14 protein-coding genes are annotated in these 16,220 nt (G+C 47.4%); 2 read left to right on the plus strand and 12 right to left on the minus strand.

Translation table 11 applies throughout. From position 1 onward, the window contains the following. Positions 1-32 precede the first annotated feature (32 nt). Positions 33-1,601, plus strand: coding sequence for a phosphoenolpyruvate carboxykinase (locus V5298_RS03495; RefSeq protein WP_332930082.1), 1,569 nt, complete (start codon positions 33-35; stop codon positions 1,599-1,601). Positions 1,602-1,653: 52 nt separating this feature from the next. Here V5298_RS03495 and V5298_RS03500 read toward each other — a convergent pair whose 3' ends face one another. After that, complete coding sequence (locus tag V5298_RS03500) at positions 1,654-2,085, minus strand: hypothetical protein (protein ID WP_332930083.1); 432 nt, start codon at positions 2,083-2,085, stop codon at positions 1,654-1,656. Between the two features lie 209 nt (positions 2,086-2,294). Here V5298_RS03500 and V5298_RS03505 point away from each other — a divergent pair, with 209 nt between their 5' ends. Further along, positions 2,295-3,620 carry a Na+/H+ antiporter NhaC family protein gene (locus V5298_RS03505; RefSeq protein ID WP_332930084.1) on the plus strand — a complete coding sequence of 442 codons (1,326 nt, stop codon included), beginning with the start codon at positions 2,295-2,297 and terminating at the stop codon, positions 3,618-3,620. Positions 3,621-3,631: 11 nt separating this feature from the next. On the opposite strand, the gene envZ is transcribed toward V5298_RS03505, so the two are convergent. The 11 genes from envZ to prmA all read right to left on the minus strand — a co-directional run bounded on the left by envZ (position 3,632) and on the right by prmA (position 15,859). Further along, entirely contained in the window at positions 3,632-4,948 is a 1,317-nt protein-coding gene (gene envZ / locus V5298_RS03510; protein ID WP_332930085.1) for a two-component system sensor histidine kinase EnvZ, read from the minus strand. Between the two features lie 14 nt (positions 4,949-4,962). Further along, complete coding sequence (gene ompR, locus V5298_RS03515) at positions 4,963-5,688, minus strand: two-component system response regulator OmpR (protein ID WP_332930086.1); 726 nt, start codon at positions 5,686-5,688, stop codon at positions 4,963-4,965. A gap of 191 nt (positions 5,689-5,879) precedes the next feature. Continuing rightward, the gene (nhaD, locus tag V5298_RS03520) at positions 5,880-7,127 is read right to left on the minus strand and encodes a sodium:proton antiporter NhaD (RefSeq protein WP_332930087.1); all 1,248 of its coding nucleotides are present in this window, start codon (positions 7,125-7,127) and stop codon (positions 5,880-5,882) included. A 194-nt stretch (positions 7,128-7,321) separates the two neighbouring features. Continuing rightward, positions 7,322-8,224, minus strand: a complete 903-nt coding sequence (locus V5298_RS03525; protein WP_332930088.1) for a phosphoribulokinase — start codon at positions 8,222-8,224, stop codon at positions 7,322-7,324. Between the two features lie 86 nt (positions 8,225-8,310). Then, positions 8,311-9,270 (minus strand): ion transporter, encoded by a 960-nt coding sequence (locus V5298_RS03530; protein WP_332930089.1) that lies wholly within the window; start codon positions 9,268-9,270, stop codon positions 8,311-8,313. Positions 9,271-9,459: 189 nt separating this feature from the next. Continuing rightward, entirely contained in the window at positions 9,460-10,749 is a 1,290-nt protein-coding gene (gene purD / locus V5298_RS03535; protein WP_332930090.1) for a phosphoribosylamine--glycine ligase, read from the minus strand. A 19-nt stretch (positions 10,750-10,768) separates the two neighbouring features. Next, positions 10,769-11,593 (minus strand): methyltransferase, encoded by an 825-nt coding sequence (locus V5298_RS03540; protein ID WP_332930091.1) that lies wholly within the window; start codon positions 11,591-11,593, stop codon positions 10,769-10,771. A 157-nt stretch (positions 11,594-11,750) separates the two neighbouring features. Continuing rightward, complete coding sequence (gene purH / locus V5298_RS03545) at positions 11,751-13,343, minus strand: bifunctional phosphoribosylaminoimidazolecarboxamide formyltransferase/IMP cyclohydrolase (protein WP_332930092.1); 1,593 nt, start codon at positions 13,341-13,343, stop codon at positions 11,751-11,753. A gap of 88 nt (positions 13,344-13,431) precedes the next feature. Further along, positions 13,432-13,725 carry a DNA-binding transcriptional regulator Fis gene (gene fis, locus V5298_RS03550; protein ID WP_018982332.1) on the minus strand — a complete coding sequence of 98 codons (294 nt, stop codon included), beginning with the start codon at positions 13,723-13,725 and terminating at the stop codon, positions 13,432-13,434. Positions 13,726-13,754: 29 nt separating this feature from the next. Continuing rightward, positions 13,755-14,753 (minus strand): tRNA dihydrouridine synthase DusB, encoded by a 999-nt coding sequence (gene dusB / locus V5298_RS03555; protein WP_332930093.1) that lies wholly within the window; start codon positions 14,751-14,753, stop codon positions 13,755-13,757. Between the two features lie 224 nt (positions 14,754-14,977). Continuing rightward, a complete protein-coding gene (prmA, locus tag V5298_RS03560) occupies positions 14,978-15,859 on the minus strand; it encodes a 50S ribosomal protein L11 methyltransferase (RefSeq protein WP_332930095.1) in 882 nt (293 codons plus the stop codon). Positions 15,860-16,220: the final 361 nt, after the last annotated feature.

Raw genomic sequence — 16,220 nt, forward strand, 5'->3', positions numbered from 1 at the left:
GCAAAACTGAAAATTTACCAAAAGGCTTACAGATGACAGCGGCACCACGTATTCACTCAGATAATTCAGTACAACCGCTTACCGACTTAACATCGGCGGAGCTAATCGAAATTGCATTGCAACGCGGCGAAGGGAAACTAGCCGATAATGGTGCCTTGGTCGTTGAAACGGGACATAGAACGGGGCGCTCGCCGGCGGACAGGTTTATTGTTCGTGAACCGTCAACCGAAGGGGATATCGACTGGGGTAGCGTAAACAAACCTTTTGATCCTGAGGCGTTTTCTGCACTTTGGGATCGTGTGGAAGCTTATATCAACGAGCAAGAGCATTTTTTGTCCCATTTGCAGGTGGGCGCAGATCCACAGCATGCTTTGCCAATAAAAGTGAGAACACAAACCGCCTGGCAGCATGTTTTTGCCCGTAACCTGTTTATCCGCCCTAAAGAGTGGAACAGTGAAAATCACGAAGTCTGGGATGTACTCAATGTGCCCGGCTTTCTTTGTGAACCCGAGCGAGATGGTACAAATAGCGATGGTGCCGTGATTATTAATTTCGCAGAGAAAAAGGTCTTACTGGCAGGTATGCGCTATGCCGGCGAAATGAAAAAAGCCATGTTCAGCGTACAGAATTTTCTGTTGCCAGCAAAAGAAGTTTTACCCATGCACTGCTCTGCTAACGTGGGTGAAGGCGGCGATGTCACCTTATTCTTTGGATTATCCGGTACTGGGAAAACCACCCTTTCTGCGGATCCTAAACGCTTTTTAATCGGTGACGATGAACACGGCTGGGCACCGGGAAGCGTGTTTAATATTGAAGGGGGATGCTATGCAAAATGCATCGATCTTTCGCAGAAAAATGAACCGGTTATTTGGGATGCCATCCGTTTTGGTACGATTTTGGAAAATGTGGTTTTAGATGACCACCGTACACCGGACTATGCCGATACATCGCTCACTCAAAACTCTCGTGCCGCTTATCCGCTGGAACATATTGAAAAAAGAGTTGCGGAAAACCGGGGTGGTGAACCGCGTTCCGTGGTCTTTCTTACCTGTGATGTTAGCGGCGTGTTACCACCGGTGTCCGTGTTAAGTGAAGAGGCTGCGGCTTACCACTTTTTAAGCGGCTATACCGCAAAAGTGGGCTCCACAGAGATCGGCTCTACCAGTGATATTGAGTCGACCTTTTCCACCTGCTTTGGCGCGCCATTCTTCCCTCGTCCAGCTGGCGTTTATGCCGATTTGCTGATCAAACGGGTCAAGTCTTTTGGTGCCAAGGTGTATCTGGTCAATACCGGTTGGACCGGTGGCCCGTACGGAAAAGGCAAACGTTTTGATATTCCCACAACCCGTGCCATTGTTGATGCTATTGTCACTGGTGCTTTAGCTAATGTGCCTACCCAATATATTGATGGCCTTAATGTGGAAGTGCCGATTACGGTACCTGGGGTGGACAGCACCTTGCTTGTTCCTTCTAGAACATGGGCTGACAAAGGGGAATACAAAAAATATTTGGACAACCTGATTGGCGAATTTCAGGCAAACTTCGCGAAATATGATGTGAGCGAAAGCATTGTTAAGGCCGGTCCAGGTTACAAAAGCTAGTGTTATTTAGGGTATGAGCAAAGCAGCCCGCCAGCAATGACGGGCTGTTTTTTTATTGTGAGGCCGCCGCTTGAATGACCGACATATCCATATAGTTGGCATAATTGCTGATAGCTTGGGTAACTTGGGGGTTTTGCATCAGTTCGCCCATGGCAACCTGACCTACCAGTTCGAAGGCACGCTGCGTGGCCATAGGATCAACCTTCAAAGCGTTTTTAAACTCTTCTGGACAATCTTCTCCTAGCAGGCGCGTTATCAGCGCACCAATGGTTTTATCCGACGCTAATCTGTCGCTATCTTCGATATTGGCATAGTCAATAATTTCCGGATGGGCGGCCATGGCAAAATAGATCCATTTAGCCAACTCTTTGCGCTCTTTACCGTTTAAGGCATCGACGAGGCATTCGCCAAAGGCGTTGGCAGAGGCTTGCATGGATATAATGCTGCTTAGACTTAAAATTAACGCTCCAATGATTTTTTTCATTCTTTATTCCCTGTTTAAGTGATTTCCCTTGAACTTGATGTCCATTATGGCATGAAGCTCAAGTAAGCAGCACTGTACTGGCCGCAGGTATATCTTATCGGCAATCGATATAATATGGGTAAGACTTTTTGACACTCGCTAGTGAAATTTCCTCTTTGATTAGGCTACACTTCGCGTCAAATAACATGACGCCTATTTGATGGGGACCTGTGCAACAACACGCGCCTGCTAATTTTTTAGGGCTTACGCCCATTTTGTTTTTTGTTATCACTGTGCTGGTCGCCGGTATCGCTACCGATGACATTACATCAATGCCGGTTTTGGTGGCCTTTTTCCTTTCGGCGGGCTACGCACTGCTACTTAATCCTAAACATAAAACCCTGTCTTTAACGGAAAAGCTGAATCTGTTTTGCGAAGGAGCGGGTAACCGTAATATTGTTCTGCTGGTGCTGATATTTTTACTGGCAGGGGCGTTTTATTCCCTTACGATTGATATTGGTGCCCGGGACGCCACGGTTAATCTGGCCCTCAGTGTGATCCCAACGCCCATGATTTTGCCCGGATTATTTTTAATTTGCTGTTTTATTTCCTTTTCTATGGGGACATCCACGGGCACCATAACCGCCTTAGCACCCATCGGTCTGGGTCTATCTGAGGGCTTGGGAGTTTCTCCTGCGTTATTGGCCGGAGTGGTTGTGGGCGGCGCCATGTTTGGAGACAACTTATCCTTTGTGTCTGATACCACCATTGCTGCCACTCGTAGTCAGGGGGTTCAGCTTACCGACAAATTCAAAGCCAACTTATTAATTACCTTACCGGCCTGCATCCTTACGTTAATGATACTGGTTTTTATTCCCGTATCGGGTGGCAGTGCATTACAACAAGGTGGCTATGATCTAGTGCGTATCTTGCCCTACCTTATGATTATTATCAGTGCATTGGCGGGGCTGAATGTGATCATTGTATTGGCGTTAGGGATTGCCACTGCGGGGATCATTGGTTTGAGTACTGACAGTTTTGGCGTTATGGCCATGTGGCAAAGTATTCAAACCGGTATGGGGTGGATGCAAAATTTGTCGATGATTGCACTCACCATTGGTGGCATTGTGAGTTTGATGTATGCCTATGGCGGTATCGCCTGGCTTATTCGGGTACTGACTTACCGCGTGAAAAGTCGTCGGGGCGCGGAGTTCAGTATTGCTGCCTTGGTCAGTATTTTAGATTTATCCACTGCCAACAACACCATATCCATTGTGGCGGCGGGCCCTATTGCCAGTAAACTTAATAGCGAATATGGCGTTGATCCCCGTCGCACCGCCAGTATTTTGGATGTCTTTTCTTGCAGTTTTCAGGGCGTGGTTCCCTATGGCGCACAAATTCTTACTATTTCAGCGGTGGGTGGTCTATCCCCTTTGGCGGTATCGGCGTATGCCTGGTATCCCATGCTACTGCTATTTTTTGGCTTGGTGAGTATTGCGTTTAACTTCCCCCGGTTTGTCACCGACGGTTCGGAATATGCCGCCGATACCCCTTAATCTCTCTGGTGTTAGTGATTAATGGGTAACCAGAATTCAGCGACCAGCCCGCCTTGGGGGTGGTTGCGCAATGAAATACCGCCAAAATGCATGTTAATTATTTTGCGGGTGATGGCCAGTCCTAAACCTGAGCCAATACTGCCGCGGGCTCTGTCACCCTGTTTAAAGGGCATAAAAACGTCGTCTAGGGAGGCTTCGGGAATACCCGGGCCAAAGTCCCGAACACGACAATAAACCCGATTTTGTTTTTTGTCGTAAAACGTACTGATGGTGATGGCATTGCCCCCGTAGCGAAATGCGTTTTCCAATAAATTATCCAGTACCCGTTTAAGGGCGATTTTACGTAAGGGAATTCGGGGTAAGTCATTTAGTTTTACGGTGATTTGATGCTCGCTTTGACGATGATGAGAAGCGGTAATATCGTTAATAAGGGTATTGAGATCATCGTTTTCCCAGTGCTCAGCATGATCATTGCGGGCGTATTCGATAAACTGATCAATAATGGCATTCATGTCTTCAATATCACTATTAATGCCATCACTGACCCACTGGCTGTTTTCAGGCAACATTTCAGAAGCAAGACGGATACGGGTTAACGGCGTGCGTAAATCGTGGGAAATACCCGCGGTCATCAGTGTGCGTTCATCTTCCAGTTGCTTTATGCCCTGACTCATGCGATTAAAGGCCCGTGTCACCTCCCGCATCTCCGAACTCCCTTGTTCTTTTAGGGGGGGAGGGAATTGTCCTTTTCCCACTTGTAACGCTGCTTGTTGTAGAGCCTTTAACGGCCGGTTCATATGCCTGACAAACCACCAGCCGCCGGTCACGCTTAATATCCCAATGACCATCAGATACATGCCGGGGGGGGGCGAGATCCCAGAATAGTTGTCATTGGCTAGGGGAATGCTTACCCATACATTGGGGTAGGCCGACAGAGAAAGCCATACGCGGTAGGGGGTATTGCCCACTGAACTTTGGTTACTGCTTATGCGAACGTCCGTTCGTATACCCAAATTGGCAGAGACCTGATCGGACATAAAATGGTAATGGGTGGCTTGTTGTAAACCTTGTTGCAACGCCCGCTCGGTGGTCATGATATCCACGTTGGTTTGCTGGGCGTATTGCAACCGTTGTTCAATGGGTTTGTTGAGTAGCTCCTGACTTAAAATGCTTTGCATTTGGGTTGCTAACAAACTGCTGATCTGTTGGGTGGTGGGGCGAACGAAGTAGTAGGTAACAGACAAATAGGAAACAATTTGATTGATAAGCAGCAGAACGCCAATCAGTAAGACAGTTTGGCCGAAAGCACTGGCGGGAATAAGGCGCATAGTCCGTGTTCTCTCTAGCTCTGTTCCTCGCCATCGGGCACAAAGACATAGCCAAGTCCCCACACCGTTTGAATATACCTTGGGTTAGCCGGATCTTTTTCTAACATCCGTCGTAAACGAGATACCTGTACGTCAATACTTCGTTCAAGTGCGCTGTAGTCCCGTCCCCGGGCAAGATTCATCAATTTATCCCGGGATAAGGGCTCTCGGGGGTGGGTGACTAAGGATTTTAAAACGGCAAACTCGCCACTGGTTAACGGCATGGGTTTACCTGCCCCTGTCATTTCCCGTGTTGCCAGGTTCAGGCGGTATTCACCAAACGCCACAATTTGCTGCTCTTTAGAGGGCGCGCCGGGCACATCGGTTGATTTTCGGCGCAATACGGCCTTGGCGCGGGCCAATAATTCCCTTGGATTAAAGGGTTTTGGTAAGTAATCGTCCGCGCCCATTTCCAGACCGATGATCCTGTCTACTTCATCACCTTTGGCGGTGAGCATGATAATGGGAATATCGTTGTCAGCTTGACGAAGCCGACGGCAAATAGACAGACCGTCTTCGCCAGGAAGCATTAAATCCAATACAATCAGGTGAAAGTTTTCTCGTTCAAGAAGCCGGTCCATCTGCTCACTATTGGCCGCAGAACGTACCTGATAATCCTGTTCTACCAGATAGCGCTCTAACAGACTGCGTAAGCGCATATCGTCATCGACTACCAGTATCTTCGAGGTTTCCTGACTCATATTCTAATACCCACTGTATTTAAGCGTATTGCGACGACAAGAATGTAATAGTGCAGGAAGCGTTAATGGCAAAAACGGAATGTTTGTTGGCGTGTTTTTGTCTGCTGCCCGCTGCGTTAACTATAACTATATCAGCGGGCAGACAAAAGCAAAGAGATGTTACATATCCCTATTGAGTGTTACAAAAAATGTCAGTTAAGTACCAAATGTGCCATTAGCAATACTAAGGAAAAGCCTAGGCTGTAAGATACCAATAGGAGTAGCGCGAATTTGGCATATTTGGCAAAGGTTAAACCGCTGACTTTACTCATGGTAACGATCCCCGCAGAAGAACCGATAATGAGTAGCGAGCCGCCCACGCCTACAGCGTAGGTAAAGGCCATCCATTCTGCGGTAGACATGGCTATATCGGCTTTTAATAACGCGGCGGTTAGCGGTACGTTATCGATCATTGATGACAGTACGCCCATGACGAAGTTTGCGCCGGTGGCTGGCAGAACGTTATATATATCCAGTAAGGCACCTAACGCGTGAATGTGATCTAACATGCCGACTAGCAGCAACACGCCTAAGAAGAATAGCAAGGTATCAAACTCAATTAGGCGAATGTAATCAAGGATGGGATCTTCGTATTCTTCCTCGCCCATAAATGTTGCCACCAAAAACATCACCGCCATACCTGATAAGAAGCAAAGCATGGGGGGAATGGAAAACAACACGTTTGCGACCAACGTAAGAATAATGGTAGAGATAAAGGTACCGGCAATAACATAGTCCACGGCTCGCATTTCACGTCGGGTTTTCTTGATTTTCACTTTACCTTTCAAGCCAATGCTTAGCATGCTGGCTAAGAAAAGTACGGCTGTTAATGAAGGAATAATTAACAGTAAAAGCTGAGTGATGGTGACTTTGTCGTCAAGGAAGATCATCAATGTAGTGACGTCACCGGTAATCAGCGAAACACCGCCGGAGTTCACTGCAAACACAACCAGTACCGCAAAGCGCATGGTCTGATTAAAGGGCAGGCCCAGGGACAGCACCATGGCAATGGAGACGAGGGTGGCGGTGATATTATCCGCCAAAGAGGAAAAGCAGAAACTAAAAATGGCGGTGAAGAAAATGAGTTTTCGAAGACTGATTTCAGCGGGCATGATGATATTCAACATATTTTCAATCATGCCTTTGCGGTTAAGGTAGGCAACAAAGGTCATTGCGGCGACCAAAAACAGCCATAGGGTGGATATTTCAGTAATGTTTTCGGTTAAATGCTCGCTAATCTCGGCTAATTCCGGCCCCTGATTAGCATCGATAAACAATATTATCCAAGCTAAAGTACCCAGAAAGAGTGTGGTTTTGGCTTTATTAATATGAAGGGCTTCTTCAAAAATAACGCCCACAAGGGCAAGTATGGCTATGCCGATGAGCAGGATATCCAGCATGTTTTTAATCTCTGAAAAAAAAGAGCCTAATTATAGGGATTTCTAGTTATAAACTAAACCGCCAGCACGTTAGAAACGCGGTATTGCAGGTTATATTCAGAATGCAATGAAGTGATGGAAACAGATTGATAATAAATTGTAAATCAACTGGTATGAAAGGAGTGAAAGACGCGTGAAAACACGTCTTTGAATACTTAGTTTTCGCCCACCCAATCCATTTGACTACCGGCTCTGCGCTTCTGATCTAAAATTTCTTCAATCAGTGGTGTGAGGATGAGTTCCATGGCCAGCCCCATTTTTCCACCAGGCACCACAATGGTATTGACCCGAGACATAAATGCGCCATCGATCATTTGTAACAGGTAGGGGTAATCAACGTTTTTCATTTCGCGGCGAAAACGTACTACCACAAAACTTTCGTCCTGAGTGGGAATTTCACGGGCACTGAAGGGGTTAGACGTATCTACTGTGGGAACCCGCTGAAAGTTCACGTGTGTGCGAGAGAACTGGGGCGTAATGTATTGAAAGTAGTCATCAAGACCTCTAACAATGCTGCTCATTACCGCTTCACGGGAGTGGCCTCGGTCAGTGGTATCGCGCACAATTTTTTGGATCCATTCCAGATTCACAATGGGGACCATGCCAACCAACAAATCAACGTGCTTAGCCACATTGTTTTCATCGGTGACCACCCCACCGTGGAGTCCTTCGTAAAACAATAAATCGGTATTTTCTGGTAACGCCTGCCAGGGAGTGAAAGTGCCGGGCATTTGATTAAAGGGTACAGCTTCATCAAAGGTATGAAGGTATTGGCGGAATTGCCCTGTCCCCGTATTGCTATATTCACGGAATAAGCTTTCTAACAGCTCAAAATCATTAGCCCGAGGACCAAAATAGCTGATATGACGGCCTTGCTCCTGGGCTTTACGTATTTCTACTTCCATTTCAGGTCGTGTAAACCGATGGAAGCTATCTCCCCCTACAACCGCAGCATTGACACTCAGATTTCTGAATATATGCCTGATTGCATTGGTGGTTGTGGTGGTGCCCGCACCTGAAGAACCGGTGATAGCAATAATAGGATGTTTAGCTGACATAATCGACGTTCGGTAATATTGAAATACTGTTATAAGCTGGCTTGCGCCAAGAATCAAGTGAAGTCATACTCTCGCTGATCTTGTGATCAGCCCAAAGAATCATCGTCCGTAGGCTCTGAATGTCCGTCCTGCCTATGTTTAAGTAGTTGAACAATCAACTCTGCCTCTTCTTTATCTAGATACAATAATTCTCGAATTTTTTCGATATGGTGGTAATCATTGTCAGTCAGATAGCCATCTGCCATAGCATCATTTACCAGCGCACGAAAACGTTCTCGGCGAATGTGCAATTGGGCGGTGAAGCTTGACGATAATATACCTGCGGGTAATGCATAGAGTGTTACGCCAAGTAAGGTTACTAGCCCGCTAAATACCTTGCCCATGGGCGTCACAGGAATTACATCGCCGTAGCCCAAGGTTGTCAGCGTTACCAGCGCCCACCACATGGCATTGGGTATGGACCCAAAAACCTCCGGCTGCTGTTCACGCTCTAAATAGTATATGCCGGTTGCGGCAAAGGTCATAATAATAACCAAAACACTCATGGCAGCAAACAGAGTGCGAGATTCATTACGTAACACCTGCCACAGTAATTGTATTGAATGAGAGTACCGCCCCAGTTTTATCAGGCGCGTAAGCCGTAATATTCGCAACACTCGTAGGTCTAAATTAATGAACATGCCCAGATAAAAAGGCAATATGGCGATGAGATCCACAATAGCCATCGGTGACAGCATGTAATGTAAACGCTGCTTAAACAGGGATTTTTCCGCGTGTTTAGTTTCGGGGTTTTCCACACAGCACCACACGCGGGTAATGTATTCTATGGTAAAAATGGTTACCGAAAGTGTATCGAAAATACCTAAAGCCGTACCCCAACGGTGAGCAATATCGGGTACCGTTTCGAGCATCATCGCAATGGCATTGGCCAGGATCAGTACAATCAGACAGGTGTCGAACAGGCGGCTTGGCCACTCGCCGGCTTGGTTCTCCATATAAGGACGCAAAATACGATAAGATTTTGCGCGCAACGGCAATTTGCTCATTATGCCGCCTTGCTTTCGTTAGACGTCATGGGTTTAGTCCAAGATGATGACAGGTCAAGAGCATTACTTATAACCTACCAGTGTCAAAATTACACCCTGCTTCGGCTAAAAGACGCCTTGATTTAACCGGCAGTTAAACTAAAAAAGGGCGCTTTGTGCGCCCTTAAGTACTTATTTTTTATATTTTTATTAGCCTCTCGCTTCTCGCTCGATGGCGCGATAGGCAATATCTGTACGAAAGTATACGTCTTTCCAATTGATGGTGTTTACCAGCTCATAGGCTTTTTGTTGTGCTTCGGTAACACTATTGCCTAAGGCGGTGGCACATAACACACGGCCACCGGCGGTAACGACTTCACCATCCTGCATAGCCGTACCGGCATGGAAGACTTTACCGTCTTTTTCTGCCGCATCCTCTAAGCCGTGAATCACCTCACCTTTATCATAACTGCCAGGGTAGCCACCGGCTGCTAATACCACGCCCACGGCAGCCCGTGGATCAAATTCGATGGTTTTGCCCGCCAGTTCGCCCTTACAGGCGGATTGACACAATGCAACCAGATCCGATTGTAAACGCATCATGATAGGTTGGGTTTCCGGATCGCCAAATCGGCAATTATATTCAATGACCTTAGGCGTACCATCGGCCATGATCATTAAGCCTGCATATAAGAAGCCGGTGTAAGGATTTCCTTCTGCGGCCATACCTTCAACGGTGGGCAAGATCACTTCTTCCATGACCCGGTCATGAATGGCTTGGGTAACCACGGGAGCGGGCGAATATGCGCCCATACCGCCGGTATTTAACCCTGTGTCTCCGTTACCCGCCCGCTTGTGATCCTGGCTGGTGGCAAAAGGCACCACGTTTTTGCCGTCCACCATAACGATAAAGGAGGCTTCTTCGCCATCAAGAAATTCTTCGATTACCACCCGGCTGCCTGCATCGCCAAAGGCATTACCGGCTAGCATATCGCGGATGGCGGTTTCAGCTTCTTCCAGGGTCATGGCAACAATCACACCTTTACCTGCGGCTAACCCATCTGCTTTGACAACAATGGGCGCGCCTTTTTCCCGCACATAGGCAATGGCGGGTTCAATTTCGGTAAAGTTCTGATATTCCGCCGTGGGGATCTGGTGACGGGCCAGAAAATCCTTGGTGAACGCTTTGGAACCTTCCAGTTGGGCGGCGGCTTGAGTGGGGCCGAAAATCATTTGCCCTGCCTCGGTAAAGGCGTCCACAACCCCTTCTACCAAGGGGGCTTCAGGGCCAACGATGGTCATATCGACTTTATTGTCCTGTGCAAAAGCCAGTAAGCCTTCGATATCGGTGACACCAATGGCCACATTGCGAAGTTTAGGTTCGGTGGCTGTGCCGGCATTACCCGGTGCAACAAATACCGTTGATACAGCTTCAGATTGTGCGGCTTTCCACGCCAAGGCGTGTTCACGGCCACCGCTGCCAATAACTAGTACGTTCATCAAAGCGTTCCGTTACTCATTATTCAGGTTTAACAAATTTTAATGTCATTCGATTACTTTCCCCAATGGCCATGTATTTTTCCTGGTCTTTCTGGCCTAAGCGAAGAGAAGGAGGAAGGGTCCATACACCGCGGGGGTGATCGGCGGTATCCAGCGGGTTTGCATTCACAGCACTTTCTGCTGCCAGTTCAAAGCCCGCTGCTTTCGCCGCATCAATGACGAAGGATTTTTTCATATAGCCGCTGCTTTTCATGTTTTCGTCGGCAGCGGTTTCTGGCAATTGATGTTCCACCACACCTAGGATGCCACCGGGTTTGAGCGCTTTATAAAAAGAAGAAAATGCGCTTACCACGGCATCTCGCTCGCCGCCCATATACCAGTTGTGGATATTGCGGAAGGTGAGCACTGCATCAGCACTGCCTTCAGGGGCTATGGCTAGCGCTTTTTGGGGATGAAATGCGGTGATGGTTACGCCTTCATAAGGGCTACCATCCTGGGTTTTTTGCTGAAAGGAGGCCAGCGATCTTTTGTAATAATCGCCGCTTTCATCATCAATATAAAAGTGGGCGGCAATATAGTTACCCTCTTTGGCAAGTAGTGGAAATAAAATATCGGTATACCAGCCGCCACCGGGCCAGATTTCCACGACTGTCATGTCTGGCTTGATGCCGAAAAATCGCAGTGTTTGCTGAGGATGACGATATTCGTCACGGGCTTTAGCGTCGTCACTACGAAGTGCATTTTTAGCGGCATCTAAAACAGCATCTGCGTTGGCATTTATGGGGGCCATCACAGTGGTAGCAGCAAAAAGTGAAGCGGCAATCACACGGATTGTGTTTTTCATGGTTGATCCTTTTGTCGTCACGGAGCTTTTCGTTTTCTTACACTTATACCCAGTACTACCAAATAGGGTGCGACTAGGTTAACCCAGGTAGCAAAGGAAGAAAACGCAAAAAGGTTGTGGGTACTACCACAACCTTTGTCGTTAACAACATGTCGGATTAGTGACGGAAATGACGCATACCGGTAAAGACCATGGCAATGCCATGTTCATCAGCTGCTGCAATGACTTCATCATCGCGCATGGAGCCACCTGGCTGGATCACCGCTTTGATACCCGCCGCGGCCGCCGCATCGATACCGTCTCTAAACGGGAAGAAGGCATCTGAGGCCATCACGGAACCGGCCACTTCCAGATCTTCATCAGCGGCTTTAATGCCGGCTATCTTCGCCGAATAAACCCGGCTCATTTGGCCTGCACCCACGCCAATGGTCATGCTGTCTTTGGCATACACAATGGCGTTGGATTTGACATATTTTGCCACTTTCCAGCAGAACATAAGGTCACGTAATTGTTCTTCTGTGGGCTTCACTTTTGATACAACTTGTAAATCGTCGGCTTCAACCATGCCAAAGTCACGTTCTTGTATCAGCAACCCACCATTGACGCGTTTGAAGTCGCGGCCTTCGGTAAGTTGGCCTTGCCAGTCACCACAAGCAAGCAGACGCACATTTTTCTTCGCTGCAACCACGGTTTTGGCTTCATCGCTTACTGTAGGAGCGATAATGACTTCAACAAACTGACGTTCCACAATGGCTTTTGCTGTGGCTTCGTCCAGTTCACGGTTAAAGGCAATAATGCCACCAAAGGCAGAGGTGGGATCGGTTTTAAAAGCGCGATCGTAGGCGGTAAGAATTGAATCGCCAATGGCCACACCACAAGGGTTGGCATGTTTGACAATGACGCAGGCCGGCTCATCGAATTCTTTTACGCATTCAAGGGCAGCATCGGTATCAGCAATATTATTGAAGGACAATTCTTTGCCCTGTAATTGCTCTGCTGTCGCTACAGATGCTTCCTGGATATTGTTTTCCACATAAAATGCTGCTGTCTGGTGGCTGTTTTCACCATAGCGTAAATCCTGTTTTTTGGTCATCTGAATGTTGAAAGTGCGAGGGTATTCGCTTTGACATTCACAGGTATCTTCACAGCAAGACTCAACACGGGTACCAAAGTAATTGGCAATCATGCCATCATATTCTGCGGTGTGCTCAAAGGCTTTAATGGCTAAATCGAAACGGGTCTGATAAGTCAGTGAGCCCTGATGGTTTTCCATTTCAGCTAATACCCGGGGATAATCCGCCGCATTGACCACAATGGTCACATCTTTGTGGTTTTTCGCTGCTGCACGCACCATGGTTGGGCCGCCGATATCGATATTCTCGATAGCATCTTCCAGGGTACAGTCTTCATTGGCTACCGTAGCGGCAAAGGGATACAGGTTAACCACCACAAGATCGATAGGGGCAATGTGGTTATCAGCCATTACCCCCTCGTCCTGACCGCGACGACCAAGAATACCGCCATGAATTTTAGGGTGCAGGGTTTTCACCCGGCCATCCATAATTTCAGGGTGCCCCGTATGTTCAGAAACCTCTTTCACCGGCAGACCGGCTTGCGCCAGTAATTTTGCCGTACCGCCTGTGGATAGCAGTTCAACGCCGCTGTCATGAAGTGCCTTGGCGAAATCGACAATGCCCGTCTTATCGGACACACTTAGCAGGGCGCGTTTGATAGGTTTAGGTGTTTGCATAGTGATGTTGAGCTCTTTGCGTTAGTTGACGTGAGATACAAAAAGAGCACCGTTTGGTGCTCTTTAAATTGGGCTAGGCCCGTAAATCTTAGTTCATGCCGTACTGCTTCAGTTTTTTGCGCAGTGTACCACGGTTGATTCCCATCATGATGGCTGCACGAGTTTGGTTACCACGAGTGTAAGTCATTACTTCTTCAAGTAAAGGGGCTTCTACTTCAGCCAGAACAAGTTCGTACAAATTATCGATATTAGCGTTATCCAGTTGCTTAAGGTATTTATTAACCGCTTGCTTTACTGAATCACGCAGAGGTTTCTGTGCCTGTGTTTGTGAAGGAGTGGTTACTGTCGTGGTGAAAGGTGAAGTCACATTTTGATCGAACATAATACTTTCTTGCTCTTAGTTAGTCATTACTATGCTGCTGGCGAGATTTGTCGCTTATCTCTGATTAGCAGCGATTGAAAATAGTCATCAAGGGCTTCAAGCTGTAATTCAGCTTGCTCAAGACCATTGAACGTTCGGCGGAACTGATTTTCCTTGTCGTGCTCCGCGAGATACCACCCTACGTGCTTACGCGCGATTCTCACGCCCATAATGTCGCCGTAAAAGGCATGCACATTACTGACGTGCTCGTGGAGTACCGCATGCTGTTCAGACAACGATGGCGAAGGCAGGTTCTCACCTGTCTCAAGGAAATGCTGAATTTGTTTAAAAATCCAGGGATTTCCCTGTGCGCCACGACCAATCATGATCCCGTCTGCACCGGTATACTCGAGCACGGTACGTGCTTTTTCCGGGGAGTTAATGTCGCCATTGGCTATGACAGGAATAGACACGGCCTGTTTAATGGCTTTGATCGTGTCATATTCGGCATTTCCCCGATACATACAGGCTCGCGTTCTGCCATGAACCGCTAATGACTGTATGCCGTTTTGTTCCGCAATGCGGGCAATTTCTGCCCCGTTACGATTTTCAGTATTCCACCCTGTCCTGATTTTCAGGGTGACTGGCACATCCACCGCATCTACTACCGCTCGGACAATGCTTTCAACAAGTTTCGGAAACTGTAGTAAAGCGGAGCCAGCTAACTTTTTATTCACCTTTTTGGCCGGGCAACCCATGTTGATATCGATGATTTGCGCACCGTTACCCACATTAAATTGCGCCGCCTGAGCCATTAACTCAGGATCTGCGCCTGCGATCTGTACGGAACGAATACCTTCTTCACCAGTGTGATCCATGCGTTGCATCGATTTCACTGACTTCCATACCCTTGGATTACTCGACAGCATTTCCGAAACAACCAAGCCTGCCCCCATACGTCGACATAACTGTCGAAAGGGCCTGTCTGTCACGCCCGCCATAGGCGCGAGCATCAAATTGTTCTTAAGTCTGTGAGGACCAATTCGCATAATATACCATCAACCGCTGCGCAGATTTTATACACCGGGCCAAAACGGGGCGCTAAGTTTACGTGTTTTCACAAGCCTTGAAAAGGCTAAAAATCGCACAAAATTTGTGTCTGGGCTCTTGACAGGAAAAAGAAGATTTGCGTGAGCCATCGAGTTATTGGGTAAATAGGGATAGAAAAAAAAGGCATTTTTTTGTCAGTAGTCTTACATTTTTATGAATATTTTCAGTAGGTTCTTGTTCCACTGACCCGGGCCCAATCCCCTTCTGTGGCACTCTTGTCCAAGGTGAAAGCATCGCCATAGGCCGATTCAATTTTTTCTATCTGTTCTTTTAAAATACCAGATAAAACGAGCTTTCCACCTACCTTGCAATAGGCACTAATGACTGATTTTAATTCAATAAGGGGGCCACTGAGTATATTTGCCATCACAATGTCGGCTTCCAGCGCGGGTTGATCTTCGGGTAAATACACGCTGAGACGGCTTTCTACCCCATTGCGCCGGGCGTTTTCCATCGAGGCTTGCAACGCCTGCGGATCGATATCAATACCAATCACTTCTTTGGCACCGAGTTTTAGGGCGGCTAAGGCCAGAATGCCGGAACCACAGCCAAAATCCACCACAGTTTTATCGGTTAAATCTAATGCATCAAGCCATTTGAGACATAATGCGGTGGTGGGATGGGTTCCGGTACCGAAGGCGAGACCGGGGTCGAGCATTACATTCACCGCCGTTGGATCCGGCACATCTCGCCAGCTTGGACAGATCCAAAGTCGCTGGCCAAATTGCATAGGGTGGAAATTGTCCATCCATTCCCGTTCCCAGTCTTTGTCTTCCAGTTGATCGAGCTTGTATTTAAAACCTGGGCCCAGTATTTTGGATTTTTCTAGTCTTTTGATCACGCTTTTCATGTCGTCGGCAGCGTCAAATAGCCCGACCACCTGGGTGTCTGGCCAAAGCAGGGTTTCTCCCGGTTTAGGCTCATACATGGGGGTATCTTGCGCATCAACAAAGGTGACGGCCTGCGCACCGTTGGCACTGAGCATGGTGCCGATTTGTTCTGCCTGTTCCGAATTAGAGTCGATTTTTAGCTGTATCCAAGACATGTTAACCCTTGAGCGCGATGATTATTGCTGATGTGTCTGCTTTTAGGGGCGTATTTTACCAGTGAAAGACGATAAAGCCCATTCTAGTTCACGGTTATTGGTTTAAACATCCTTGCTGGTTACTTGATGGGAAAATCTTGCACTGGAAACGTCTATCCTTTTGCAAGGGTGTATTGGCGTTCTTGTAAACAGATTATTCCCCTGTGTCCCTCTTATTGTTCATTTTTTCTAAAAAGATACTTGAAAAAAATTCATTAACAATGATAATGATTCTCATTGAGGTATGTGTTTAAATTAGCCAAAAATAAGAGCGTTCCCCCATTACGCCATTCTTTTCGACCGTACATTTCAAATTAAAAAC

Source organism: Alteromonas sp. 14N.309.X.WAT.G.H12, assembly GCF_036697315.1.
Lineage (GTDB): Bacteria > Pseudomonadota > Gammaproteobacteria > Enterobacterales > Alteromonadaceae > Alteromonas.

Bases quoted from the DNA above. Each gene is read 5' to 3' on its own strand.
- V5298_RS03495 (WP_332930082.1), top strand. From the start codon at position 33: ATGACAGCGGCACCACGTATTCACTCAGATAATTCAGTACAACCGCTT.
- V5298_RS03500 (WP_332930083.1), bottom strand. From the start codon at position 2,085: ATGAAAAAAATCATTGGAGCGTTAATTTTAAGTCTAAGCAGCATTATA.
- envZ (WP_332930085.1), bottom strand. From the start codon at position 4,948: ATGCGCCTTATTCCCGCCAGTGCTTTCGGCCAAACTGTCTTACTGATT.
- ompR (WP_332930086.1), bottom strand. From the start codon at position 5,688: ATGAGTCAGGAAACCTCGAAGATACTGGTAGTCGATGACGATATGCGC.
- nhaD (WP_332930087.1), bottom strand. From the start codon at position 7,127: ATGCTGGATATCCTGCTCATCGGCATAGCCATACTTGCCCTTGTGGGC.
- V5298_RS03525 (WP_332930088.1), bottom strand. From the start codon at position 8,224: ATGTCAGCTAAACATCCTATTATTGCTATCACCGGTTCTTCAGGTGCG.
- V5298_RS03530 (WP_332930089.1), bottom strand. From the start codon at position 9,270: ATGAGCAAATTGCCGTTGCGCGCAAAATCTTATCGTATTTTGCGTCCT.
- purD (WP_332930090.1), bottom strand. From the start codon at position 10,749: ATGAACGTACTAGTTATTGGCAGCGGTGGCCGTGAACACGCCTTGGCG.
- V5298_RS03540 (WP_332930091.1), bottom strand. From the start codon at position 11,593: ATGAAAAACACAATCCGTGTGATTGCCGCTTCACTTTTTGCTGCTACC.
- purH (WP_332930092.1), bottom strand. From the start codon at position 13,343: ATGCAAACACCTAAACCTATCAAACGCGCCCTGCTAAGTGTGTCCGAT.
- fis (WP_018982332.1), bottom strand. From the start codon at position 13,725: ATGTTCGATCAAAATGTGACTTCACCTTTCACCACGACAGTAACCACT.
- dusB (WP_332930093.1), bottom strand. From the start codon at position 14,753: ATGCGAATTGGTCCTCACAGACTTAAGAACAATTTGATGCTCGCGCCT.
- prmA (WP_332930095.1), bottom strand. From the start codon at position 15,859: ATGTCTTGGATACAGCTAAAAATCGACTCTAATTCGGAACAGGCAGAA.